This window comes from Caballeronia insecticola (assembly GCF_000402035.1).
Lineage (GTDB): Bacteria > Pseudomonadota > Gammaproteobacteria > Burkholderiales > Burkholderiaceae > Caballeronia > Caballeronia insecticola.
Map to the genome: position 1 here is coordinate 493,130 of NC_021288.1, position 24,256 is coordinate 517,385.

The 24,256-nt window shown below is 61.5% G+C and carries 20 protein-coding genes and 1 pseudogene; 4 read left to right on the forward strand and 17 right to left on the reverse strand.

What is annotated here, in order from left to right:
• Window positions 1-46 precede the first annotated feature (46 nt).
• Window positions 47-406 (reverse strand): hypothetical protein, encoded by a 360-nt coding sequence (locus BRPE64_RS33310; protein ID WP_160167947.1) that lies wholly within the window; start codon window positions 404-406, stop codon window positions 47-49.
• Between the two features lie 61 nt (window positions 407-467).
• Between BRPE64_RS33310 and BRPE64_RS22990 the strand changes: the two genes are divergently transcribed.
• The gene (locus tag BRPE64_RS22990) at window positions 468-2,546 is read left to right on the forward strand and encodes an O-linked N-acetylglucosamine transferase, SPINDLY family protein (RefSeq protein ID WP_016347277.1); all 2,079 of its coding nucleotides are present in this window, start codon (window positions 468-470) and stop codon (window positions 2,544-2,546) included.
• Between the two features lie 118 nt (window positions 2,547-2,664).
• Here BRPE64_RS22990 and BRPE64_RS22995 read toward each other — a convergent pair whose 3' ends face one another.
• Window positions 2,665-4,245 (reverse strand): isocitrate lyase, encoded by a 1,581-nt coding sequence (locus tag BRPE64_RS22995; protein WP_016347278.1) that lies wholly within the window; start codon window positions 4,243-4,245, stop codon window positions 2,665-2,667.
• A gap of 402 nt (window positions 4,246-4,647) precedes the next feature.
• Between BRPE64_RS22995 and BRPE64_RS23000 the strand changes: the two genes are divergently transcribed.
• Window positions 4,648-5,775, forward strand: coding sequence for an aminotransferase class V-fold PLP-dependent enzyme (locus BRPE64_RS23000; RefSeq protein WP_016347279.1), 1,128 nt, complete (start codon window positions 4,648-4,650; stop codon window positions 5,773-5,775).
• Window positions 5,776-5,877: 102 nt separating this feature from the next.
• Here BRPE64_RS23000 and BRPE64_RS23005 read toward each other — a convergent pair whose 3' ends face one another.
• The 7 genes from BRPE64_RS23005 to BRPE64_RS23035 all read right to left on the reverse strand — a co-directional run bounded on the left by BRPE64_RS23005 (window position 5,878) and on the right by BRPE64_RS23035 (window position 13,049).
• A complete protein-coding gene (locus BRPE64_RS23005; RefSeq protein ID WP_044042888.1) occupies window positions 5,878-6,438 on the reverse strand; it encodes an RBBP9/YdeN family alpha/beta hydrolase in 561 nt (186 codons plus the stop codon).
• Between the two features lie 90 nt (window positions 6,439-6,528).
• Window positions 6,529-6,897: a BON domain-containing protein gene (locus BRPE64_RS23010; protein ID WP_016347281.1), complete on the reverse strand. Its 369-nt coding sequence runs from the start codon at window positions 6,895-6,897 to the stop codon at window positions 6,529-6,531.
• Between the two features lie 27 nt (window positions 6,898-6,924).
• Entirely contained in the window at window positions 6,925-8,070 is a 1,146-nt protein-coding gene (locus tag BRPE64_RS23015; protein ID WP_044043095.1) for a porin, read from the reverse strand.
• A gap of 85 nt (window positions 8,071-8,155) precedes the next feature.
• Entirely contained in the window at window positions 8,156-9,784 is a 1,629-nt protein-coding gene (locus BRPE64_RS23020; protein WP_016347283.1) for a 3-(methylthio)propionyl-CoA ligase, read from the reverse strand.
• Window positions 9,785-9,830: 46 nt separating this feature from the next.
• A complete protein-coding gene (locus BRPE64_RS23025) occupies window positions 9,831-10,679 on the reverse strand; it encodes a TauD/TfdA dioxygenase family protein (RefSeq protein ID WP_016347284.1) in 849 nt (282 codons plus the stop codon).
• A gap of 10 nt (window positions 10,680-10,689) precedes the next feature.
• Window positions 10,690-11,670: a quinone oxidoreductase family protein gene (locus BRPE64_RS23030; protein WP_016347285.1), complete on the reverse strand. Its 981-nt coding sequence runs from the start codon at window positions 11,668-11,670 to the stop codon at window positions 10,690-10,692.
• Between the two features lie 62 nt (window positions 11,671-11,732).
• Window positions 11,733-13,049 (reverse strand): MFS transporter, encoded by a 1,317-nt coding sequence (locus BRPE64_RS23035; RefSeq protein ID WP_016347286.1) that lies wholly within the window; start codon window positions 13,047-13,049, stop codon window positions 11,733-11,735.
• A gap of 224 nt (window positions 13,050-13,273) precedes the next feature.
• Here BRPE64_RS23035 and BRPE64_RS23040 point away from each other — a divergent pair, with 224 nt between their 5' ends.
• Entirely contained in the window at window positions 13,274-14,275 is a 1,002-nt protein-coding gene (locus BRPE64_RS23040; protein ID WP_044043097.1) for an AraC family transcriptional regulator, read from the forward strand.
• A 61-nt stretch (window positions 14,276-14,336) separates the two neighbouring features.
• Here the strand turns inward: BRPE64_RS23040 and BRPE64_RS23045 are convergent, their stop codons facing one another.
• From BRPE64_RS23045 to BRPE64_RS23050, 3 genes and pseudogenes are all read right to left on the reverse strand, one after another.
• Entirely contained in the window at window positions 14,337-15,395 is a 1,059-nt protein-coding gene (locus BRPE64_RS23045) for a BKACE family enzyme (protein WP_016347288.1), read from the reverse strand.
• Window positions 15,396-15,656: 261 nt separating this feature from the next.
• Window positions 15,657-15,799, reverse strand: a pseudogene (locus BRPE64_RS33785) (SDR family oxidoreductase); the annotation flags it as partial.
• A gap of 117 nt (window positions 15,800-15,916) precedes the next feature.
• Window positions 15,917-16,333, reverse strand: coding sequence for a hypothetical protein (locus tag BRPE64_RS23050; RefSeq protein ID WP_016347291.1), 417 nt, complete (start codon window positions 16,331-16,333; stop codon window positions 15,917-15,919).
• Between the two features lie 321 nt (window positions 16,334-16,654).
• Between BRPE64_RS23050 and BRPE64_RS23055 the strand changes: the two genes are divergently transcribed.
• Entirely contained in the window at window positions 16,655-17,626 is a 972-nt protein-coding gene (locus BRPE64_RS23055) for a hypothetical protein (RefSeq protein WP_408608260.1), read from the forward strand.
• 9 nt (window positions 17,627-17,635) lie between these two features.
• On the opposite strand, the gene BRPE64_RS23060 is transcribed toward BRPE64_RS23055, so the two are convergent.
• From BRPE64_RS23060 to BRPE64_RS23080, 5 genes are all read right to left on the reverse strand, one after another.
• Window positions 17,636-18,166, reverse strand: a complete 531-nt coding sequence (locus BRPE64_RS23060; protein WP_016347294.1) for a hypothetical protein — start codon at window positions 18,164-18,166, stop codon at window positions 17,636-17,638.
• Window positions 18,167-18,200: 34 nt separating this feature from the next.
• Window positions 18,201-18,788: a hypothetical protein gene (locus BRPE64_RS23065; protein ID WP_044042889.1), complete on the reverse strand. Its 588-nt coding sequence runs from the start codon at window positions 18,786-18,788 to the stop codon at window positions 18,201-18,203.
• 111 nt (window positions 18,789-18,899) lie between these two features.
• Window positions 18,900-19,571, reverse strand: a complete 672-nt coding sequence (locus BRPE64_RS23070) for a VIT1/CCC1 transporter family protein (RefSeq protein WP_016347296.1) — start codon at window positions 19,569-19,571, stop codon at window positions 18,900-18,902.
• Window positions 19,572-19,584: 13 nt separating this feature from the next.
• The gene (locus BRPE64_RS23075) at window positions 19,585-21,729 is read right to left on the reverse strand and encodes a glycogen debranching protein (RefSeq protein ID WP_084675802.1); all 2,145 of its coding nucleotides are present in this window, start codon (window positions 21,727-21,729) and stop codon (window positions 19,585-19,587) included.
• Entirely contained in the window at window positions 21,674-24,178 is a 2,505-nt protein-coding gene (locus tag BRPE64_RS23080; protein ID WP_016347298.1) for a glycogen/starch/alpha-glucan phosphorylase, read from the reverse strand. The genes BRPE64_RS23075 and BRPE64_RS23080 overlap by 56 nt, the downstream gene beginning before the upstream one ends.
• Between the last annotated feature and the right edge of the window lie 78 nt (window positions 24,179-24,256).

The following is a 24,256-nucleotide window of genomic DNA, read 5'->3' on the forward strand; positions in this document are numbered from 1 at the left end:
CCACAAGCGTAAGAGACGCGCGCGCGCCGTGATCTGCCGATAAGGCTTACAAAATGCCGCTTTTTCGAAGGAACGCGATTTGTGACGTGATTTGTGCCGCGATCGGTGCCAGCTTCCGAGCAACGCGGGCGCTCATCGCGAGCCTGCCCGCGATGCCATCGGTTATCTCGGCAAGATGGGCAGGCCGGCTGTGAAAACGCCGCGCGTGCGCTCGCCGTGAAGGCCTGGCAGGATGGCGACGTATAATGCCTGCCGCATTTTGAAGCTGCCCCTTTCCGGACGATGAACGGAGCAGCAACCAGCAGATGCGAAGCCCGTCATCAAAAGCGATGATGCTCTGCGTCGCACACATCCCGCGCGAGTCGATCCCCTGCCAGATGCGGCAAAGCGGCCATACGCCAGTCATTACTGTAAGTCCATCAATCCGCGAGCGAATGCTCTCCTCGCGGACGTCAAAAATAATCCCGATGCACGCCCTCGAACAGCTCAACAACCTTTTCCGCTCTGCAACCCTCGAGTATTCGGAGGGAAAGTTCGGCAAGGTGCTGGACACTTTGGCGCCGCTACTCCATTCGTCCGAAGCGCACCCGGAGGTATTGAATCTCGCGGCAGTCTGCCTGCGACGGCTCAACCGCTACGATGAAGCAGAGCGTTACCTGAGAAGCGTGATTGCAGCGCACCCGGCGCACGTGGATGCCCGTTGCAATCTCGGCAATCTGCTGCGCGACAGGCACCGCATCGCGGAGGCTGAAATCGAGTATGGGCAGGCGTTGGCCATTCGGCCCGATCATTGCAAGACGCTTGAGAACCTTGCCTTACTGCTCGAACACGATAACCGCCTCGCCGGGGCCGAGACGATCCTGCAGCAATGTCTGGCCATCGATTCGACGAATGCCAGAATATGGAACAGGCTCGGAGACGCTCAGAACACACTCGGGAAGTGTGCGGAAGCCGAGCATGCTTATCGGCAGGCGGATGCCATCGATCCGGATAATGCGAAGGTCTTGTGCGACCGCGGAATTCTGTTTAACCAGCTTCATCGCACAACGGAAGCCAAAGCGGCATTCGAGCGCGCATTGCGCCTTTCTCCGGATGACTTGCGCGGTCAGATCGGACTGGCTGTCGCGCTTCACATGAGCAGACAGTTGATACCCGCCGAGGCTGCATACCGGAAGATTCTGGAGCGCGATCCCGAGGAATCCACGGCGCTCAATAACCTGAGCGCCATCCTGCTGGATGCAGGCTTGCTGGACGAGGGAATGTCATTGAGCGAACGTGCCGTGGCGAGCGCGCCGGACGCGGCACTGACGCACGCGAGTCTCGCCTATACGCTGAATTTCCTGAGCGAAGATCCGCAAACGGTGCTGCATGAGTGCCGTCGATGGGCGCAGCAACACGAGAACCCATTGCTTGGCCAACATCGTCCGCATGGCAACAACCGCGACCCCGGCCGGCGTTTGCGCATTGGTTATGTTTCTCCCGATTTCTCCGGTCATTGTCAGTCGTTGTTCATGGTGCCGGTGCTGTCGAATCATGATCATGATCGATTCGAGATCTGGTGTTACTCCAGTGTGGCCACGCCTGACGCAATGACGCAGCGCCTCGCCGACTATGTCGATGTATGGCGCCCTGTGCGCCAGCTTAGCGACGAACGACTGGCCGAACAGATTCGCGAAGACCAGATCGATATTCTGGTCGACCTGACCATGCACATGCGCGACGGGCGCTCGACGATGTTTGCGCGCAAGCCTGCTCCTGTGCAGGTGGCGTGGCTCGCCTATCCGGGCACGACCGGGATGCGTTCCATCGACTATCGAATCACCGATCCGTATATCGATCCGCCCGGTACCGACGATCGATACGCGGAGCGCTCCGTGCGTCTGCCCGATACCTTCTGGTGCTACAACCCGCAAAGCCGCGAAAAGGTCCAGCCGTTGCCGGCGCTGTCTGCTGGGCACGTCACGTTGGGCTCGCTAAACAATCCGTGCAAATTATCGGATCGCACGTTGCGGATGTGGGCGGGCGTGATGGAGCGTGTCGAAAACGCGAGGCTGTTGCTGCTGTCTCGCACGCTTCCCCCACACGATGGGCTCATCGGGCGTTTGCGATCGAATGGCATCGATCTGCGGCGGGTGGACTTCGTTCCGCATCAGGGCCGTGAAAGCTATCTACAGACCTATAACCGCATCGATATCGCGTTGGACACCTTTCCCTACAACGGTCATACCACCAGTCTCGATGCACTGTGGATGGGCGTGCCGGTGGTCACGCGTGCGGGTCCAACCGTGGTCGGCCGCGCCGGGTTGAGTCTGCTGAGCAATCTCGATCTCACCGGGTTCGTGGCGCACAGCGACGAGGCGTTCGTGGACATTGCCGTCGATCTGGCCAACGATCTGCCGCGCCTCGCACAACTACGAACAACGCTACGCGCCCGTATGGAAATGTCGCCGCTGATGGACGGCGTGCGTTTTACGCGCAATCTCGAAGCTGCGTATCGCGCGATGTGGCGTGAATGGTGTTCCATCGGGGATAACGACCGGGTATAGCAACGTCCGGCTTGTGCTTCACGGCGTGCCGGAACGCGCACTCCGCGAACATCGCCGCAGACGACAAAACGCCAACCTTTAACGGTTGGCGTTTTCGTTCGACCTACTGCTGCCGATATCAGAACTGATTCATCGTGTTGTCCTTACCCGCTGCCTTCAGCGCCGCTTCGCCGCTGAAATACTCCTTGTGGTCGTCGCCGATGTCCGAGCCGGACATGTTCTGATGCTTGACGCACGCGATGCCCTGACGAATTTCCTTACGCTGCACGCCGGCCACATAACCCAGCATGCCTTGATCGCCGAAGTATTCGCGGGCGAGGTTGTCGGTCGACAGTGCGGCAGTGTGATAAGTCGGCAGCGTGATCAGATGATGGAAGATGCCCGCTTCGCGCGACGAATCGGCCTGGAACGTGCGGATCTTTTCGTCGGCGAGCTTCGCCAGTTCGGTCTGGTCGTATTCCACGCTCATCAGTTGAGCACGGTCGTATGACGACACATCCTTGCCCTCGGCCTTCAGCGCGTCATACACTTGCTGGCGGAAATTCAGCGTCCAGTTGAACGACGGGCTGTTGTTGTACACCAGCTTCGCGTTCGGGATGACCTTGCGAATCTCGCTCACCATGCCGTTGATCTGCGCGATATGCGGCTTCTCGGTTTCGATCCACAGCAGGTCGGCGCCGTTTTGCAGCGCGGTGACGCAATCCAGCACGCAGCGCGCTTCGCCCGTGCCGGCGCGGAACTGGAACAGATTGCTCGGCAGGCGCTTCGGGCGCAGCAACTTGCCGTCACGCTTGATGATGACGTCGCCATTGCCCAGCGCGTCTGCCGACAACTCTTCGCAATCGAGGAACGAGTTGTATTGATCGCCCAGATCGCCCGGCGTGCTCGTTACGGCGATCTGCTTGGTGAGGCCCGCGCCCAGCGAATCGGTCCGCGCCACGATGATGCCGTCGTCCACGCCCAGTTCCAGGAACGCGTAGCGAATGGCGCGGATCTTCGCAAGGAAGTCCTCGTGCGGCACGGTGACCTTGCCGTCCTGATGGCCGCACTGCTTCTCGTCGGACACCTGGTTTTCGATCTGGATGCAGCACGCGCCCGCTTCGATGAACTGCTTGGCCAGCAGATACGTTGCTTCCGCGTTGCCGAAGCCGGCATCGATGTCGGCGATGATCGGCACCACGTGGGTCACATGGTTGTCGATCTTTTCCTGAATGGCGGCTTTGGCTGCGCCATCGGCCGCGTCGAGCTGACGGAACAGGCCGCCCAGTTCACGCGCGTCGGCCTGACGCAGGAACGTGTACAGCTCGCGAATCAGCGCGCTGACGGAGGTTTTTTCGTGCATCGACTGGTCCGGCAGCGGGCCGAACTCGGAGCGCAGCGCAGCCACCATCCAGCCGGACAAGTACAGATAACGGCGCTCGGTGCTGTTGAAGTGCTTCTTGATGGAGATCATCTTCTGCTGCCCGATGAAGCCGTGCCAGCAGCCGAGCGACTGCGTGTACTTGGACGGGTCGGCGTCGTAGGCAGCCATGTCGGCGCGCATGATCTTCGCCGTGTACTTGGCGATATCGAGGCCCGTCTTGAACTTGTTCTGGGCGCGCATGCGAGCGGCATATTCCGGGTTGATGGCATTCCACGCGCTGCCGTTGTTCTCTTTCAAACCAGCAACTGCCTTGATGTCGTCTTGATATTGGGTCATGTGACTCTCCTGAGAGCAAAGCGCGTTTAACTAAATGGTTCAGCGTGTCGCAACGTGTGTCGAAGCGAAACTGCATGACTTAATAGTAGCCCTGTCCGACGGCTTTGCGTGAACTCTTATATAAGACATAAGACATTATTTTCGTATATTTTTCAATGTGTTACATGACGTTTTTTGCGATGCAAAACACGGTTTCAAGCGACGAAAATCCAGCGCCGCGTAAATTCGAAGAGAATTCCGCGATGTGAAACGCCCTTTCGGTTGCTGAAGGCGGCTGCAGGCGGATCGAGCACGAACGACCCACGCAGCGATGAAGCGGGCCGATCTTGTAGGATGTCTGTTGCGACGGACCGAGAAAGCGACGTCCAACCCAACTTCATTCGTCCATCACCGGAGGCGAACGTGCCAGGATTACTTCCCGATGTCGACCGCGAGGGGCTCCTCGAATATTCGGTCGTGTACACGGACCGATCGATCAACCATATGTCGCGGCTCTTTCAGGGCGTCTTGCGCGATATCTCTGCATCGCTCAAAAAGGTCTACAACGCGAAGTCGGCGATTGTCGTTCCCGGCAGCGGCACGTTCGGCATGGAAGCCGTCGCCCGGCAGTTCGCGACCAACAAGAAGTGTCTGGTCATCCGCAACGGCTGGTTCAGCTTCCGCTGGTCGCAGATTTTCGACATGGGCGGCATTCCGTCCGAATCGACCGTACTGAAGGCGCGTCCGGTCGAACAAGGGCGGCAGGCCGCATACGCGCCGCCTCCGATCGACGAAGTGGTCGCCGCGATCAAGGAACACCGGCCCGATCTGGTGTTTGCGCCGCATGTCGAAACGGCGTCCGGAATGATGTTGCCCGATGCCTATTTGCGCGCGGTGTCCGACGCGGTTCATGACGTCGGCGGCATGTTCGTGCTGGACTGCATCGCCTCCGGTGCGATCTGGGTGGATATGCAGGCGAGCGGCGTCGATATTCTGATCAGCGCGCCGCAAAAAGGATGGAGCGCGCCGCCTTGCTGCGGACTGGTCATGCTGAGCCCGCTCGCCCGCGAAAGAATCGACTCGACTACCAGCACGAGTTTCGCCTGCGACCTTCGCAAATGGCTGCAGATCATGGAGGCTTACGAAGGCGGTGGATTCGCCTATCACGCGACGATGCCCACGGACAGCCTCGCCACCCTGCGCGACGTCATGAAGGAAACGGAAGCGTACGGCCTCGACAAAGTGAGAGCGGAGCAGCTCGAACTCGGCAAACGCATTCGCTCGCTTCTCACCAATGCGGGCTTCAAGAGCGTGGCGGCGGAAGGCTTTCAGTCGTCGGGCGTCGTGGTCTGCTACACGGACGACGACGGCATCCGATCCGGCAAGAAATTCGCCGACGCCGGCGTGCAGACCGCGGCCGGCGTTCCGCTTCAGTGCGACGAGCCTGAAGACTTCAAGACCTTCCGCATCGGCTTGTTCGGGCTGGACAAACTGCATGATGTCGAAGGCGCGGTCGCGAGGTTTGCCAAGGCGCTGAATAGTTTTGCCTGAAGCGTTTTACCGAGCATTCGTGCGTGGCTCGGCTGTGCAACCGCATCGGCAGCGCCCTGTTTCCGGCGCGGTTTGCAATACGGCCGAACCTGCCGCACCGTCTCAGAGAAGCTCGCGAATCAGCGTCTGCGCCTGCGGCCACTCGCCATAACCCGATGCCGGGTTCAAATGCCCTGCCTCGCCGAGATCGACGAGGCGGCTCCCCCAATCCGCTGCCATGCCTGCGACGCGTTCAAACGCCGCGAGCGGATCATTGCGGCTGGCCGCGACGATACTCCTGAACGGCAGCGGCTTGCGCGGAATCGGCAGCCAGCCGTGTTCTTCGAGCGTGTCGAGCGTCGGATACTCGGCGGGCATCGGTGCTTCGAGGTCCGCCGGTGCGGCGAGCAATGCGCCGTGAATCGGAGCGTCGTGGCGTTGTGCCCAATGCACCGTGATCATCACGCCGGCGCTGTGAGCCACGAGGATGATCGGGCCATCGATCTTCGCGATGGTCTCGGCAAGCGCGGCGACGCGTGCCGCGCAACTGAGCTTGTCGTGTTCCAGAGGCGGCACCGATGCCGTCTTTGCATAACGCGCCTGCAGCAAGGTCTGCCAGTGATCGGCAACATGCCCGCGCAAGCCGGGCACGATAAGAACGGTAGGCGTGGCTTCAGATGTCACGATACGAATTCCTGAGCTTGAGTACGAGCTAATATCGCGCTGCCCACATCGTTCACAACACGGTGCAAGATGACGGTCGGCGCGCCGCGATCACATGCCGCCCAACGGCTTTTCCACGGTCAATCCGTTGATGACCGACGTCACGCCCGGAACGCCCTTCGTGATGTCCCCGACCTTGTCCACCTGAGACGCATCGGTGACCGTTCCAGTCAGCTTCACCGCGCCGTCTTTGGCGACCACGCTGATATTTCCCGCATTGATCTCCTTATGCTTCGCGATGGCGCCATACACTTGCCGGCGCAGCGCGCGATTCGCCTTTCTTCCCGTGACGGGCGCCGCCGGACTCGATGCCGCCATCGCGGAGGCGCTGGCCGGCTCGCTCGTTTGCGACCACACGTCGAAGCACGTAACGGCGCACAGCGCCGCCACAGCCACACTGAATGCATGAATGCGCTTCATTGATTACTCCAGTCTTGAATAACGAACTCAGAAGTTGTGGCGGATGCCGACCATGGCCGCTGTCGTCGACACACCCGGCGCGACCGGAGCCCCGTAGATGATCGTCTGATTCATCGTTCCCTTGTTGTCCACATACCCGACCTGCGCATAAGCCCTCGTTCTCGGCGACACGTTGTACTCGGCGCCCAGCGAGACTTCGCTCGAATGATTCGCCGAATGGTTACGGTCCTTCAGGTAGTAATAGCCCGACGTGATCTTGAAGCGCGAATTGAACTGATAGCCGAGGCCGCCCGATATCATTTCGAAGTCCGCGGCCTGCGTGTTCGCCGGGTTCTTGCCCACGCCGTAAGAGCCGGAGATCGAGAATCCGGCGATCGTGTACATCGCGCCGAAATAATAGAAGCGATTATTGGCGAGACCCGTTGCGGGTGCAGCCGGCGCTGCCGGGTAAGTCAGCGGATACGGATTGGTGTCGTGTCCGTTGTAGTACACGGCCGCGAGATTCAGGCCGTAGTTCGAATACTTGAGCACCGCCGATTCGCGCGTGCCGCCCTGCGTCTGACCCGCCACGCCGCCCGGCGCGAACTCGAGCGCGATCGAGGCGCCATAGAATTTCGGCGAGTTGTAGACCAGCGCGTTACTGTCGTAAAGCGCGCCGATCGGAGCGTTCGTGCTCGTGCCGGGCCAGCCGGCCGCCTGATTGATGCCGAGCCACGCAGTCAGAATACTGCCGAAATACTGCGCGCCGCGCACATCGGTTTCCGACATCGCGTAGATCATCGGGATGATCTGGCGGCCCGCGTCGAAGGTGCCGAACGGCGTCGATGCGCCTATCGTCGCGAACTGGTTGAACATCGCGACCTGGCCCGGCGTGTCGGACAGACCGAACCGGCCGCTCGACGTGTTGAATGCGCCCTGCAATTTGAAGTTGATCTTGTAGCCGCCGCCGATATCTTCACTTCCCTTCAAGCCCCAGAAGCTCGAATAGATGCCGCCGTCCTTGAGCTGATAGACGTGCCCCTGATTGGGAGCGGTCGGCTGGAATGTTGCAGCCGATGTGCTTTGATACAGCAGTCCGCTGTCAAGTACGCCATAAATCGTGACCGACGATTGAGCATGGGCGGCGGTGGCGAACATCACGAGCGCCGCGGCGCTGCTCATCTTCAGCTTCACGGTCAAATTCATTCTGTCTCCTGCGGATGGTCGGTTTATGAGTATTGGATGAATCAGACTGCGCGCTTGCCGAAGCGGCGATGTATCAGGCCGACACGTAGTAGTTCGCGTACCGCTCCCGCAACTGGTGCTTGAGCACCTTGCCGGTCGCCCCGAGCGGGACCGAATCGACGAAGATCACGGCGTCCGGCTTCCACCATTTCGCGATCTTGTCGTCGAAGAAAGCGAGCAGTTCATCGCCGGTGAGCGTGCTGCCGGGCCGCGTCGAGATCAGCAGCAACGGCCGCTCGTCCCACTTCGGATGCCGTGCGGCGATACAGACCGCCATCGCGACGTGCGGATGAAGACAGGCGGCGTTTTCGATATCGACTGAGCTGATCCATTCGCCCCCGGACTTGATGACGTCCTTGCTGCGATCCGTTATCTGCATGAAGCCGTCGGAATCGATCTTCGCGACGTCGCCGGTCGGGAACCATCCGTCGCGCAGTGGCGGCGCATCGTCGCCGCCGAAATACTGCCGCGTGACCCAGTGACCGCGCACGAACAGGTCGCCGGTTGCGTGGCCGTCCCAAGGCAGTTCTTCGCCGTCCGGACCTGCGATCTTCATGTCGATGCCGAACACCGAGCGGCCTTGCTTGGCCTGCAACGCGTAGCGCGCGTGGCAGGCCAGCGTCGTCTGATGCATCTTGAAGCTGCACACCGTGCCCACCGGGCTCAACTCCGTCATGCCCCACGCATGCAGCACGTCGACGTGATATCGCTCCTGAAACTCGACGGTCATCGCCGTCGGACAGGGCGCGCCGCCGATCAATGTGCGCCGCATCGACGAAAACGATCCGCCCTGTTCGGCCACATGCGACAACAACCCTTGCCACACGGTCGGGACACCGGCCGACAGCGTGACCTGTTCCGTTTCGATCAGTCGATAGAGCGACTTGCCGTCGAGCGCCGGTCCCGGAAGCACGAGTTTCGCGCCGACCATGCAGGCGATATACGGCAGCCCCCACGCGTTCACATGAAACATCGGCACGACGGGAAGGATCACATCGCGCGCGGAGCAGTTGAGCGAGTCGGGCAATGCTGCGGCATAGGTGTGCAGCACGGTCGAGCGATGGCTGTAGAGCACGCCTTTCGGATTGCCGGTGGTGCCGGACGTGTAGCACAGCGACGACGCACTGTTCTCATCGAGCAGCGGCCATTCGAATGCATCGCCATGAAGGTCGATCAGGTCTTCGTAGCACATCAACGTGCTCGAATGACTGAAGGCTTGCGGCATGTTCGCGCGATCCGTCATCGCTACGAAAACTTTGGGGCTGGTCACGCGCGCGGCGATACGCTCGATCAACGGCAGGAACGTCATATCGAAGAACACGACACGATCTTCCGCATGCTCAATGATGTAGGACAGCTGATCGATATGAAGCCGCGGATTGAGCGTATGCAACACGGCGCCGGACCCCGACACGGCGAAGTACAACTCCATGTGCCGATAGCCGTTCCACGCCAGCGTGCCGACCCGTTCGCCCGGCGCGATGCCGAGCGACGCAAGGACGTTCGCCATGCGGCGCGCGCGTTGCGCGAGATCGCGATAGCGATACCGGTGAACGTCGCCTTCGACGCGGCAGGAGACGATCTCCTGTTCGCCATGGTGACGTTCGGCGTGCATGAGCAGCGAAGCCACGAGTAGCGGTTGCTGCATCATCAGTCCCTGCATCCCTCTTCTCCTCGAATATGTGTACGGCACGGTACTTTCAGTACCTTCAATACCATCTGTCGCCGACGATTCCCGCGCGCTCCATCTTGCGATGGCACGGTGCGTAATCCATGACCGCGTAATGCTGAGTGCTGCGGTTGTCCCAGATCGCGATGCTGTTCGGCTTCCAGCGCCAGCGCACCTGATACTCGGGGATATAGGCCTGACTGATGAGATAGCGCAGCAACTCGCCCGCGCCCGGATTGGCATCCTGTCCGAAGCGCACGCGGCCCGGCGTGTGATAGTTGCTGAAGTGCGTCGTGAATGCATTCACGAACAACACGTTCTCGCCGGTCTCGGGATGCGTGCGCACCACGGGATGTTCCGCATCCGGATACTGCGCTCGCAGTGCGAGACGTTTCTCGATGGGCATGGCCGCACCGAAGCTCGCCTCGATGCTATGACGCGCGCGCAGATCGGCGATCTGTTCCTTCACGTGCGCCGGGAGGTTCTCGTAGGCCAGCACCATGTTGGCCCACATCGTGTCGCCGCCGACCGGGGGACACTCCACGCAGCGCAACACAGCGCCGAACGGCGGCGCATCGCGCCACGTTGCATCCGCGTGCCATGCGTTTTCGTAGCGATCGTTGGGCTGCTCCGGCGACTTGTAGATGCGCACGAGACCCGGATGCTCGGGGTCGCTGCCCGCAACCGGATGATCTTCGAGTTCGCCGAAGCGGCGCGCAAAGGCCACGTGCTCGGCGCGCGTGATGGTCTGATCGCGCAGGAACAGCACGCGATGCTTCAGCAGCGCGCCCCGCATGTCGGCGAACAGGCTGTCGTCGTGAATGGCATCGGCGAGGTTGACGCCCAGCACTTCGGCGCCGATCGCGCAGGTCAGTGGTTCGACTCGCATGACGTGCTCCTCAGATGACGAAGACGGACGAACCCGTCGTCTGGCGGGATTCGAGCGCGCGGTGCGCCTGCGCCGCATCTTCAAGCGCATAACGCTGATTGAGTTCGATCCTGATGCGGCCCGCCGCGATGTGTCCGAAAATTTCGGCGGCGAGCGCGTTCTTCTCGGCCGGATCGGTGATGTAGTCGGCGAGTGCCGGGCGCGTCATAAAGAGCGAACCCTTCATCGCCAGAATCTGCGGATTGAACGGCGGGATCGGACCCGAGGCCGTGCCGACGCAGACCATCAGGCCGCGGCGCTTCAGCGAATCGAGCGAGCCCTCGAAGGTGTTCTTGCCGACGCTGTCGAACACCACGTGAACGCCTGCGCCATCCGTCAGTTCGCGCACGCGTTTCGCGACGTCTTCATGGCTGTAGTCGATCACGTGATCGCAACCATGCGCGCGCGCGACCTCGGCCTTCGCTGCGGACGACACGGTGCCGATCACGGTGAGCCCGAGCAGCTTCGCCCATTGCGACACGATCAACCCGACGCCGCCTGCCGCCGCATGCAGGAGGATGATGTCGCCCGCCTTGAAGTCGTAGATGCGGCGCATCAGATAAGCCGCCGTCAGTCCGCGCATGGTCATGCCCGCGGCGGTTTCGCAGGAGATCGACGCAGGCAGTCTGATCAGCGGCGCAGCAGGAATCAGACGTTCGGTACTGTACGCGCCGAGCGTGTTGATGAAGCCGGTGTAGGTGACGCGATCGCCCGGCGCGACGTTCGTCACGTCCTTGCCCACGGCTTCGACCACGCCCGCGGCCTCCACGCCCATGCCGGCGGGCAGCGGCACCGGATAGAGGCCGCTGCGGAAGTACGTGTCGGCGAAATTCAGGCCCACGGCTTCATGGCGCAGGCGGACCTGTCCGGGGCCGGGATCGCCCACTTCGACGTCCTCGTAACGCAGGACTTCGGGTCCGCCGGTTTCATGGAAGCGTACGGCTTTTGCCATTTCAATCTCCTATCCGTTATTCAAACTGCAAAATCGATATCGTCTGCGGCGAAGCGAGGCGCTCAGCGCGTCGCTTCGTGACGCAGGAAATCCAGGCGATTCAGATCGCCGGAGTAGTTCCGTCGTCCGATAAAAAACGCGACCGCCGCGACGAGCGGTGCAATCGGTACGAGCTGCAACGCGCCGAGCAACCCGATCCGGTCGGCGACGATGCCCGTCAGGATGGCTGCGGGCGCCAGGCCGAGCAGGTTGTTCGCGAGCGTCAACGTCGCAAACGCGGACGCATGGATCGACGGCGGCGTCAGGTTCGCGACCATCGCACCCGAGGGGCCGCTTGCGCCCGCGCTGAAGAACATGCCGGCGCCGAGCAACATCAGTTGCAGCGGACCCGCCGGCATGCGAAAGCCGATAGAGAGCAACACGAAGCACATCAGGCAAAAGACAATCGCGGCGCTCCATTTTCTTTCGCGGGCATGCTTGCCGAAGCGGTCGGCGAGCATGCCGCACGCCACCATGCCGATGCCCGTCACCAGCACGAACACGGCCGCCGTGATCGCGGCGCGATTGATACTCATGCCGTACGAGCGGCTGAGCAGGCTCGGCATCCACGCCCACACGGCAGCGGGCACCAGTAGATGGATACCGCTGCCCACATAGGCGCACACGACCGACTTCGTCGAAAAAAGGCCCTTCATGAGCGCGCTGAAGCTCATGCGCACGCCAAGCCCCGACTGAGTCGTGCCGGGCGGCTGGAGTGGCGCAAGACGCTTCTCCGTGACGACCAGCCGATAGATCAGGACCAGCACGATTCCCATGGCGGCCATCGCGCCGAACGAAGCCCGCCAGCCGTGATGCGCCGCGACCGCGCCGCCGAGCGCCATGCCGAGCACCGAGCCGAACGCGCCGCCCGCCATGAACGTGCCGGTGAGCGTCGCGCGCAGCCGCGCCGGGAAGATGCTGAGAACCACCGCGATCCCGACGCTGCCATACGCCGCCTCGCCAATGCCGACGAAGGCGCGTGCGAGCAACATCTCGCCGTACGTCGTCGAGAGTGCGCAGCCGAGTGTCGCGAGACTCCACATGGCCGCCATCAGCACGATGCTTTTTACGCGGCCCCAGCGGTCCGCCAGCACGGACAGCGGGAACGTGAGCAAGCCGACCATCAGCGCGACGACGCTGCTGAGCGATCCCAGCCGCGTGTCGGAAAGATTCCACGACGCCTTGAGCAGCGGGAACACCGCGTTCAGGACCTGCCGCGACATGTAGTCGGAGAGCAGCAGGCCGACCGTCAGGGCGAATACCACCCAGGCGTAGCCGCGCACGTCTGTTCGTGTCACTGCGCCATCGCCCGTGGTGGGCTCGGCATGCTGCATCAGCATCGCTCTTCTCCTTCGCATCCGGTTCGTGGGCGGGCGTGTCGAACTGACCGGTCCAGATAAACATCGTGCTCGCACAATACGGCGAATGTGCTCTACACTTTTATGATTGGGCGCCATCGTTTTATGAATCGATGCCACTGCGTGTAAACACCGGGTTCGTTCGCGCACGCAACCGATGGCCGGGAAAGCAGGCGCCGCGCCTGAAGCGGCTCGGAGAAAAAACGATGGACACAATGCTGCGCTCGGTCGCCATGAGCGGCTTTTTCGATGTAGCGCGCGGGCTCGGGCTGAACCCGGTCGAACTCGTGGACGAGGTCGGCATCGATCCCGTGGCGCTCGCGAATCCGGATGCGCGCGTCTCGGCGGCTGCGTGCTGCCGGCTGCTGGAACTCGCGGCGGAGAAGGCATCGTGTCCCACGTTCGCGTTGCGCATGGCCGAGACCCGCCAGACATTTGGAACCGGCGTCATCAATGTGCTTCTCGCGCACAAACGCACGTTGCGTGACGTGTTGCTGGCCGCCGCCGAATTCCGGCATCTGCTCAACGAGGCGCTGGCGGTCTATATCGAAGATGTCGGGGAGACGGTCACGATCCGGGAAGAACTCGTCGTCGATCCGGGCACGCCGACACATCAGGCGATCGAACTTGCCGTGGGCGTTCTCGCGCGTCACTCCAGCGCGCTGCTCGGCAGTCACTGGAAGCCGCGCGCCGTGCATTTCACGCATCGGGGTCCGGCGAATCTGACGTTTCATCGGCGCTTCTTCGCGTGTCCGCTCGAATTCGGCAGCGATTTCAACGGCCTCGTGTGTGCGGCCGCCGAACTGGATTTTCTCAATCCGGCCGCGGACCCGGAGCTGGTTCGATATGCGGAGAGTCTCGCCACGCCGCTCAATGCGTCGGCGACGAATTCGATCGCGCTCGAAGTGCGCAAGGCGATCTATCTGCTGCTGCCCGTCGAACATGCGACGGTCGATCTGGTTGCGCGACATTTGCGTCTGAGCGTGCGCACGATGCAGCGTCAACTCGGCACGGCCAATACCAGTTTCTCGGAACTGGTGGAGGAAGTCCGGCGCGAACTGGCTGTCCGCTATATGAGCAATCCGTTGTATCCGATAGGACGCGTCGCGGCCCTGCTCGGCTATAACCAGCAGGGCTCTTTTACGAACTGGTTCACGTCACGCTTCGGCATGACACCGCGCGACTGGCGGCAGCAGCGGGCGAAGTGAAGCACGTGCGCGAATGAATGTGCGAATGTGCGGAGCCCGCAAGCCCCGCAGCCTCGCACACTCAGACGGCTTTGCGCAAAAACCCCTGCGTGGCGCCGACGCGATTCGGCGCGAAGCCGTTTGCAAGCAGCGTCTCTTCCACCGTGTCGTAGAACACGCCGATCTTGCTGATCTCGCGCGCCTCTTGCGCCGTGGCGATCTCGCGGCCGAACTCGCGCGAGATGCGCACCAGTTGTTCGATCTGCTCGACCGTGCTCATGCGTTTCGTGCGCGACTGGTTCCAGAGGTTGTCCTCGATGCCGCAGCGCACGTGCAGTCCCATCGCCATGCCCATCATGTTGACGGGCAGGACGTTGCGCATCGAGCTTTCCACCGTCAGCACGGCGCCGTCCGGCGTGGCGCGCACGAAGTTGGCGAGGTTATAGATGTTCGGCGCATCCATGCCGCCACCGATCGCCACCCAGTTCATCACCAGCGGACCCTTGTAGATGCCGCGCCGGATCAGACGTTCGACCGACTCGAAGCTATTGACGTTGTAGCACTGGAACGCGCTCTGAATGCCCGCGGCATTGAGGCGACGGATATGCTCCTCGGCCCAGCCGGGCTGCGCCGGCACTGTCATTTCCTTGTACGCGTTGTAGACCTCGGGATCGGCCATCGAGGTTCCCGCGACGTCCGCATCTTCCCAATGTTCGACCACATTCATCTGCGAAGTGTTGATCGTCACGGTGACCTGATCGGGCTTGGGGTCGAGCTCGGCCAGCATGTGACGCGTGTCGTCGCTCAGCCATTTGGCGGCGGCGCCATCGGTTTCGGGCGCGAAGCTGATCGAGCCTCCCACCTGAATGATCATCTCGGGCACGGCATTGCGCACGCCCGCGATCAGCTCGTTGAACTTCGACAAGCGCTTGCTGCCCTTGCCGTCGAGTTCGCGCACATGCAGATGCAGCACCGTTGCGCCAGCGTTATAGCAATCCACCGCTTTCTGGATCTGCTGCTCCATGGTGACGGGGATATCTTCGGGAAAGTCGGAAGGCACCCACGACGGCGCATAAGGGGCGGCCGTGATGATCAGCGGTTGCTGGTTTTCCGGGTAAAGGGAACCGTCGAGAAAGTTCATGACATGGGTCTCTGAAGGCGGGTTGCGGGAGGGGAACCGGCAGCGCGAGGCTCGCCGCCCTTCGGCTAGCGGGCTCCTGCCGCGTCGCGCACGCACTGGCGCAACGGACGATGAAGCAGTTCCGCGAAGATACGGCAACCCGTCGCCGCCGATTTCGTATTCAATGCCATTCTTTTGTGATCGCGCGCCACTAGGTGTTAACGCGGATCATATGCGGCGCGCGCAGGAGAACCCGACATTCATGATGTCCACCCGTTCGCCGAGCGGCGCGGCAAGGCGCGCCACGCGCACGAACGAATGACAGGAGATGTCCATTGCACGCGCGAAGCCGCGCGCCGAGCAGTTCAGCAAGCCGCTCTGAAGAGCGTCTTTGGCGCTCAGGCGATCGAATGCACGAGGAAAGAGACGTCGCCCGCCCGTGCATCAAAACGATTTTGCAAACACGACGTATAAGCGCCGAACGCATTCGTCGATGAAGACCCTGGCCTGGCAGGGCACCTCCTTCATCCGAACAGGCCCGCTCACTTCTTATCTTGCGGAATGGGCGCACTGGGCGCACTGGACGATGTACATCGCATGTCACTCGCTTTAACGCCGTCGATGTTCTTGAGCGAAACGAGCAGTCTGCTTCCTGTGGTCGCCGTGATGATGTGCCCGTAACTCACGGTCGGGATGAACTTGATATCGGGCGCGACGGCGACGGGCGGGTGTTGCGCGCCATCGACGCTCAGGTCCAGCTCGACGGTCACGGAATCGATCGCGACGCCGTAATCCTGCGGATGCTGGGCCTGCGCCTTCCTGAAGTTGCACAGCCCTTCCAGCACATTCTGAAGCGCCGTGGGTATATCCACCGGCTTGCCTGCCGGAACGGGCGGCGTGTTGCAACCGGCAAGGACGATCAGCAGCGCGAAGAACGGCAGCAAGACGTGAAGACGCATCGGAATCTCCCGGTGAGTTGAGACGCGGCCATGCAAGCGGCAATCATGCGCTTTTGTGCGGCGGCGTGGCCGCCTTTCGATCGCGAAACGTCGCTTGCCGTTGGCACGTTTCGCGAAATCGCGGTTCGCCTGCGACCGCCTCCCGATGCATCCGTACTTGGCGCAAGGCGCTTGGTAGGCTACATTCAGTGCGTATGACCTTGGGATCGGTCAACGGCTCCGCGCATGCAGTGGCGCATCGGCGCATCGGCGCATCGGCGGAGCAGCCGTCTGCAACGTACGACCCTTCAGCCGTTCAACGTTCCGGGCGCGCTTCGACACATGCCAAAGCCGATCCTGTCTTCGAGCCGCTTGCGCATCTTCTCGATGCTCGTCGTGTGTGCTCTCGCATCCGTCATCGCGCATGCGCAAGGTGCACCGGACCGGACCGTCGTCGGCACCAACGTGAAGAATTACGCGAACGCCGTGCTGGCGATCATGTCGTACACCGCAGTGCCGGACGTCACGACAAGCTCGCTCTCCATCAACAGCGGCACGAGCGGTAACCCGGGTTTCGGCCAGACGCAGCTCGGCGGCGGCTTTACGCTCAGCCGCACGTTTCCGCTCTATCTTGAAGGCACCGTCGCTTACAGCCGCTACGATCCGACATTCGTTGCCACCGACGGCAATCAGCAACGCCCGGTGCCCGCGAAGTGGAACACCGCGAGCACGACAGTCGGCATAGGCTGGGACTTTCCGATCACCAACGAGCTTCGCTTGCGGCCCATCATCAACGGCATGGTCGGACGCGTAGCGAGCGATCTGCGCGTGGCGCAAACGGTTTTCAATCACGTTGCGGATGCCAACCTCACGTTTCTCGAAGACGGCGTGCTCGACGCATACGGCGTCGGCGGCTCGCTGATGCTCGATCTCGAACATTACCGCGAGCACTATGAAATCGATGTCGAACTGCGGGCGACCGATATCTATCTCCGCAGTTTCGGCAGTTCGTCGCAAGCCGTGCAGGGTTCCGCCACTGCGCAGCAATTCAGTCTGTGGGCACGCTGGCGCGCACCGACGGGACTCGCCGCGCTCGACCGGCCCGTGCGCTACGTGCTCGAAACCGCGTACTCGCACTACTTCGGCGAGAGCGCCGGCGTGCTCGGCTTCAACGACCTGACATCGCTCGGTGTCGGACTCGAACTCGACAGCAGCCGATACCCCGTCGTCATCACGCGCACGCGCGCGATGGTGCGCTATGTGTTCGGCCACAACGTGCATGGCGTGTCGTTCGGCTTCGCCGTCAGCTTCTAGCGATGCCGCTCAAAACCGGTTGCGCTGACTCGGATCGAACTTCGGGTCCGGTTGCTTTTGCGTCTGCCTGAGCACGCCTTGCGGATCGAAATAAAAATTGAAGATCAGGTGATCGATGTTGTTCTCCATGTATCGATACGACCACACCTCGCGATCCATACGCTTGAAATACGCGGTCTCGAACGGCCGGCCGAAGGCGACCATCACGTCGTTGCGCGTCCACTTGCCGACTTGCGCCCGATAGAATTCGTTTTCCTGAAGCACTTGCCGCACGCTGACCGTATTGCCCGATGCATCGAGATCGACGGCCGTGGTCGTCGATCCCATCGGCTGCGTGGGCCACATGAGACGCTTGCCGCCGTTGGGCAGATCGTAGGTTTCCTTTGGCGGCCCGAGCTTCGCGATAATCGCCTGCTGGTCCATGCCGGGCTGTACGCGTTGCTCGGGCTGCGCACAAGCCGCGAGTGCAAGCGCAAGTGCAAGGGCAAGCGCGACAGCGCATGCGTCATATGTCAACGCGAATGCAAAGCGTTTTCTCATGGGTCTCTCCCGCGTTGTCGTATATCGATCGCGTTTATTTTGTTGCGGCAGGCTCCACGGAAATCGCGAGGGCTTCGGTATAGACCGCTTTCACCTGATCGCCCTTTTTCACGTGCTTCAATCGCTCCGGGTCCTGCACATGCAAGTCCACGACTTCGCCACGCGGCCCGCGCAACGTGACGATCTTCGTGTGAGCGTCGACTGCGATCACATCCGCGACGATCGTCACTTCGCGGCCGAGTTCGCCGCCCGGCTTGGCACCGCGCGGCGCGCGCTCGGCCGTGTCCTGCTCCGAGCGCGACGCCTGCGTCTTCTTGCCGACGAGACTCAACGTCAGCGATTCGCGATACTGTGCCGTCACGACATCGCCGAGTGCGAGCTGATCGAAGTTGCGCGCTTCACTCGTCACTTCCAGCTCAATCACCTTGCCTGAAGCCGTTTTCAGCGTGACGGTGCGCGTTGCCGGATCGATGCCGACGATCGTCGCCTTGACTTTCGTGACGCCATGCATCGTGGCGCCATTCGCGTCCCGCACGACATTCATGTCGGTTTCGGGCTCGGCGCCCGATGCACTTGCGCACATCACAAGACACGACAGGACAATGACACTCACGCGCTTCATGATCGCGCTCCTTGGTTGACTACCCTGGAAACCGGCCCCGCTTTGATGTTATAGCCGAAAGCGCCACTCGACGAACGGCTTCTTTGCTACGCGGCGACGCACAACCTTCGACTACCCGCCCAGGGCGATGATCGCCATCGTCAGAAGCACGCCCAGCGCCATCATCGAAAGTCCTGCTTTCCAGCGGCTCCAGCCCGCGAAGCCGCCCAGTGCAAAGCCGCATGCGAACAACATCGCGATTGTCAGCACACGCGAGATCAGCAAGGCAGTCGGCACATGCTCGAAGATGACGAAGGGCGCCGCGACGGGAAACGTCGAAAGCACGATGATGATGAAGATGCCGAGCGCCGCGAGAAAGTCATCGCGTTCGAAGCGCGCGCGCTCGGGCAGGCTATCGCTGGCCGCGACGCGCTTGCGGATCGATTCGAGATCGGCGTCGGAGATGAATGCATCGAGCGACGCCGACACGCGCTCGCGCAGCGCGCGCACGCCCGCGGCCGCATCGGCTTCCTGGCGAACGGCGATGGCAAGCGCATGCCTGCGTGAGCGGTCCGCGATCGTGCGCACGAGATACATGACGGCATCGGCCAGGCCCCACGCAAGATTGCAGCCGAGCGCCGTGTACAGCATCTTGCGCCCGGCGGTTTGGTCGCCCGTTGCCGCCGATACCGTGCCGACGAACGTCAACGCCATGAAGAGGCCGAAACATAGCTCCGATACGCGATCCACGGTATCGAGCACGCGTTTGCGTTTAGGCACTTCCGACGAATCCTCTGCGAGCATGGAGCGCCTCTATTCAGGCTTGATTTCGATTTTCCAGCACGACGACACTACGCGCCTGCACAAGGCATGTGCCGTGTTCCGTTTTCGCTGTCTCCACGTCAGGCACGATGTCATTCGGCGACGCGGAAGCCGTATCGACAATACGGCACCAGCTCGCGTTGTCGAGGACGGGAAGCGCTGCATCGCGCGCATCGGCATTCATGTTGAAGATGATGTGCAACATCGGTTCGTCCGGCGTCTGTCCGGCAAGGGTGTACGCGATAAAGCGTGCGCCGGCGTCGTGCCACGCGGGCTCGCCGAGGCGTTCGCCATGCCACGCGACATCGGGATGATTCTGTCCGTTCGCCGGACGTCCCGTGAGAAAGCGACGGCGACGCAAGCTCGCATGGCGCTTGCGCAGCGCGATCATCTCGCGCACGAAGCGCAGCATGTCGAGCGCGTCGTCGGAGAAATGCCAGTTCATCCACGAGAGCGCGTTGTCCTGACAGAATGCGTTGTTGTTGCCACGCTGGCTGCGCAGACATTCATCACCGGCGAGCAGCATCGGCACGCCCTGACTCAACAGCAAGATCGCGATGAAGTTTCGCGCTTGCCGAAGACGCAGCCCGATGATCGCCGGATCGTCCGTCTCGCCTTCCGCGCCGCAATTCCACGATAGGTTGTCGTTGCTGCCGTCGCGGTTGTCCTCGCCGTTCGCGTCGTTATGCTTGACGTCATAGCTGACGAGATCGAGCAATGTGAAACCGTCGTGGCACGTAACGAAGTTGATGCTGTTCGTGGGCAGTCTGCCGTCGTCCTGATAGAGGTCCGCGCTGCCCGCGATACACGTGCACACTTCGCCTACGATTCCCGTGTCGCCGCGCACGAAGCGCCGGATGACGTCGCGGTAACGCCCGTTCCACTCTGACCACGCCATCCCCGGAAAAGCGCCGACATGATAAAGGCCGCCCGCATCCCATGCTTCGGCGATCAGCGGCACGCGTGCAAGCACGGGCGATGCTTCCATCGCCCACGGTAAAGGCGGCGTGCGCAACAGTTCGCCCTGATCGCCGCGCGCGAAGACGCTCGCGAGATCGAAGCGAAAACCGTCTACGCCGAGTTCGCTGACCCAGTATTCGAGGCAGCGCATGATGAACGCCGACACGAGCGGATGATTGCAATTGACCGTGTTGCCGCAGCCCGTGAAATCGCGGTAGTGCCGTGCGTCGCTCTTATCGATCTGATAGAAAGTCTCGTTGGCAAAGACCTTGAAGTGAATCACCGGCCCGTTCGTGCCCGCTTCCGACGTGTGATTGAACACGACATCGAGCAGCACACGAATGCCCGCCTCGTGCAATGCATCGACCAGCGCGCGAAAATCCTGTGGCGCATACGCCGGATCCACGCAATAGCGCGGATGCGGACTATAGAAACTATGCGTGCTGTAGCCCCAGTAATTGGAGAGGCCGCGCGCGGCGGCGGATGCGGGAATGTCCTGCTCGTCGAAGGCCATCACCGGCAGCAGTTCGACATGCGTGACGCCGAGCGCCTTTAAATAAGGGATTTTCTCGATGAGACCCGCGAACGTGCCCGGATGACGCACACCGCTCGACGGATGCCGCGTGAAGCCGCCGACGTGCAATTCGTAGATGATCGCGTCATCGAGCGTGCGAGTTTCTGCGTCGTCGCGAGGATGATCGAGCGGTCTTGTGACGATGCCCCTGAGCGACTTATGCTCGGAAGCCTGTGTCTGCGCCGCTTCGTGACGCACGTAGAAGCGATCGCTCACGCCGCGCGCCTGAGGATCGAGCAACTCCTTGCGGGACGCGGCATCGTCGCTTATTTGAGGCACGCCAAGCGGACCGTACACGCGCCACGTATAGCAGCAACCTGAGGGCAAGTCCTCGACTAGCACATGCCAGAAGAAGAACGTGCGGTGCTCGTCGGTCGTGAGCGCGATGATCTGAAACGGCTCGACGCTCGCTTCGGTCGCGTACAAAAGCAGATCGACGCGCGTGGCACGCCTGCAAATCGCGCAGAAGTTGACGCCTCCCGGCACGACCGTCGCGCCGAGCGGAAAGCGCGAGCCGGGGCGCGTGCGATAGCTCCGGCACGCGGGTTCGTCAGGACCGGGCAAGATCGATCCTCGTGGCACGCGTCTTCCAGATGTGCTCGCCATACTCGGCGATCGCGCGGTCAGAGGAGAACTTGCCGGAGCGCGCCGTGTTCATGATCGACATACGCGTCCAGAGCCGCGTGTCGCGCCACGCTTCGCTCACGCGATCCTGACACGCAACATAGTCCGCGAAATCGGCGAGCACGAGGAAAGGATCGTGCTTGAGCAGGTTATCGAGCAGCGACTGGAACATCTGCTTGTCGCCGCGAGAGAAGCGCCCTTGCGCGATCTGATCGAGCGCATCGCGCAAGTCATCGTTGCCTTGCGCGTACTCCGCCGGCCGATAGCCCGCCTGCTTCCGCTCTTCCACTTGCTGCGCGGTGAGCCCGAAAAGAAAGAAGTTTTCCGCGCCCGCCTCTTCGCGAATCTCGACGTTCGCGCCATCCAGCGTGCCGATGGTCAACGCACCGTTGATCATGAACTTCATGTTGCCGGTGCCCGACGCTTCCTTGCCTGCGGTGGAAATCTGCTCCGAGAGATCGGCTGCCGGATAGATCCAGTGGCCATTCTTCACATTGAAGTCCGGATAGAAGACGACTTTCATCCGGTTTCCGATCTTCGTATCATTGTTCACGACTTCCGCAATGCCGTTGATGAGCCGGATGATGAGCTTGGCCATCGCATAACCGGGCGCGGCCTTTCCGCCGAAGATGAAGCAGCGCGGCGCGGTATCGAGATTCGGATCGCGCAATAAGCGTCGATAAAGACTGATGATGTATAGCGCGTTCAGATGCTGACGCTTGTATTCATGGATGCGTTTCACCTGAATATCGAAGAGCGCGGCCGGATCGACATCGATGCCCGTCGCGTTCTGGATGCGCGCCGCGAGCGCGGTCTTGTTGCCACGGCGAATGGTGCGCCAGGCATCGTGTAACGCGGTATCGTCGGCATGGGCGGCGAGCGCATCGAGTTGTGCGAGATCGCGCCTCCATCCGTTGCCTATTGTTTGATCGAGCAGGCGCGCCAGTTCAGGGTTGCTCAGCATCAGAAAGCGGCGCGGCGTGACGCCGTTCGTCACGTTGAAGAAGCGCTCGGGAAACATCTCGGCAAAGTCGTGCAGAACGGTCTGCTTCAGAAGCTCGGAATGCAGCGCGGCGACGCCATTGACCGAGTGACTGCCGACGGTCGCAAGATGCGCCATGCGCACTTTGCGCTCGCCCGTTTCGTCGATGAGCGACATCCGCTTCACGCGCGCTTCATCGTCCGGAAACTGGCGGCGGACGTCCTGTAGAAAGCGCCGATTGATTTCGTAGATGATTTCAAGCGGTCGCGGCAACAGGCTTTGAAAGAGCGGCAAGCCCCATTTTTCAAGGGCCTCGGGCAACAGCGTGTGATTCGTATAAGCCAACGTGCGTTGCGTGATATCCCATGCGGCGTCCCATGAAAGCAGGCGATCGTCGATGAGCAGACGCATCAGCTCTGCCACCGCAATCGACGGATGCGTATCGTTGAGCTGCGCCGCGAAGAGGTCCGGGAATTTGTCGAGCGGCGTGCCTTTCGCGTCCATCAGGCGCAGCATGTCCTGCAGCGAGCACGAGACGAAAAAGTACTGCTGCGCAAGGCGCAAACGCTTTCCTGCTTCAGGCTCGTCGTTTGGATAAAGCACTTTCGAAAGCGTCTCCGAGACGACCTTCTCTTCAACCGCCTCGTAGTATTCGCCCGCGTTGAAGTCCTGAAAGTCGAACGACTCGACCGCTTCGCTCTTCCACAGGCGCAAGACATTGCACGTATTCACGCGATAACCCTGCATCGGCATATCGCATGCGACGCCTTTCACCTGTCGCGCCGGAATCCAGCGCACGCGCAACCGGCCTTGCGCGTCAGTTTCGCTCTGCGTGTTTCCGCCGAAAGACACATAGTGGCTCACGTCGGGCCGCACGATCTCCCACGGATTGCCCTTCTGCAACCACTTGTCGGTGATTTCGGCTTGCCAGCCATCGCGGATTTCCTGATCGAAGATGCCGAACTCATACCGTATGCCGTAGCCTATGGCCGGAATTTCCAGTGTCGCGAGCGAATCCAGATAGCACGCGGCGAGCCGTCCCAGACCGCCGTTGCCAAGCCCCGGCTCTTCTTCGATTGCGAGGAGATCGTCGAGGCTCTGGCCTAGCGCGCGCATCGCTTCGCGCGCTTCGGACGTCATGTCGAGATTCAGGAGATTGTTGCCGAGCTGCGGACCGATCAGGAACTCCGCCGACAGATAACAGGCGACCTTCACGTCCTTCGCCGCATAGGTCTTCGTGGATGCCGCCCAGCGCGCGAGCATGCGATCCCGCACGCTATACGCGAGCGCCATGTACCAGTCGTGAGTGGTGGCGATGTCGGGATAGCGCGCCTGACGGCAGATGAGATTCCTCACGACGTCGTGCTGAAACGTGTCGCCCTGCACGTCGGTCGTGGTGGCGCTCGCGTTCGCGGTGGCACCGCTTGCAGGAACATCGCTCATGATCATTCCTCGCTCGGCTCATCGGATTCAGCAAGAATATGTTAAGCGCCGTGGATTACAAGTAATCCGGCCACGCACGCATTC

Coding starts and splice junctions, on each gene's coding strand:
- BRPE64_RS23065 (WP_044042889.1), bottom strand. CDS start 18,788: ATGAAGCGCGTGAGTGTCATTGTCCTGTCGTGTCTTGTGATGTGCGCA.
- BRPE64_RS23010 (WP_016347281.1), bottom strand. CDS start 6,897: ATGAAGCGCATTCATGCATTCAGTGTGGCTGTGGCGGCGCTGTGCGCC.
- BRPE64_RS23055 (WP_408608260.1), top strand. CDS start 16,655: ATGCCAAAGCCGATCCTGTCTTCGAGCCGCTTGCGCATCTTCTCGATG.
- BRPE64_RS23030 (WP_016347285.1), bottom strand. CDS start 11,670: ATGGCAAAAGCCGTACGCTTCCATGAAACCGGCGGACCCGAAGTCCTG.
- BRPE64_RS23060 (WP_016347294.1), bottom strand. CDS start 18,166: ATGAGAAAACGCTTTGCATTCGCGTTGACATATGACGCATGCGCTGTC.
- BRPE64_RS23025 (WP_016347284.1), bottom strand. CDS start 10,679: ATGCGAGTCGAACCACTGACCTGCGCGATCGGCGCCGAAGTGCTGGGC.
- BRPE64_RS22995 (WP_016347278.1), bottom strand. CDS start 4,245: ATGACCCAATATCAAGACGACATCAAGGCAGTTGCTGGTTTGAAAGAG.
- BRPE64_RS23035 (WP_016347286.1), bottom strand. CDS start 13,049: ATGCTGATGCAGCATGCCGAGCCCACCACGGGCGATGGCGCAGTGACA.
- BRPE64_RS33310 (WP_160167947.1), bottom strand. CDS start 406: ATGACTGGCGTATGGCCGCTTTGCCGCATCTGGCAGGGGATCGACTCG.
- BRPE64_RS23040 (WP_044043097.1), top strand. CDS start 13,274: ATGGACACAATGCTGCGCTCGGTCGCCATGAGCGGCTTTTTCGATGTA.
- BRPE64_RS23075 (WP_084675802.1), bottom strand. CDS start 21,729: ATGGCGAGCACATCTGGAAGACGCGTGCCACGAGGATCGATCTTGCCC.
- BRPE64_RS23070 (WP_016347296.1), bottom strand. CDS start 19,571: ATGCTCGCAGAGGATTCGTCGGAAGTGCCTAAACGCAAACGCGTGCTC.
- BRPE64_RS22990 (WP_016347277.1), top strand. CDS start 468: ATGCACGCCCTCGAACAGCTCAACAACCTTTTCCGCTCTGCAACCCTC.
- BRPE64_RS23080 (WP_016347298.1), bottom strand. CDS start 24,178: ATGATCATGAGCGATGTTCCTGCAAGCGGTGCCACCGCGAACGCGAGC.
- BRPE64_RS23050 (WP_016347291.1), bottom strand. CDS start 16,333: ATGCGTCTTCACGTCTTGCTGCCGTTCTTCGCGCTGCTGATCGTCCTT.
- BRPE64_RS23045 (WP_016347288.1), bottom strand. CDS start 15,395: ATGAACTTTCTCGACGGTTCCCTTTACCCGGAAAACCAGCAACCGCTG.
- BRPE64_RS23020 (WP_016347283.1), bottom strand. CDS start 9,784: ATGCAGGGACTGATGATGCAGCAACCGCTACTCGTGGCTTCGCTGCTC.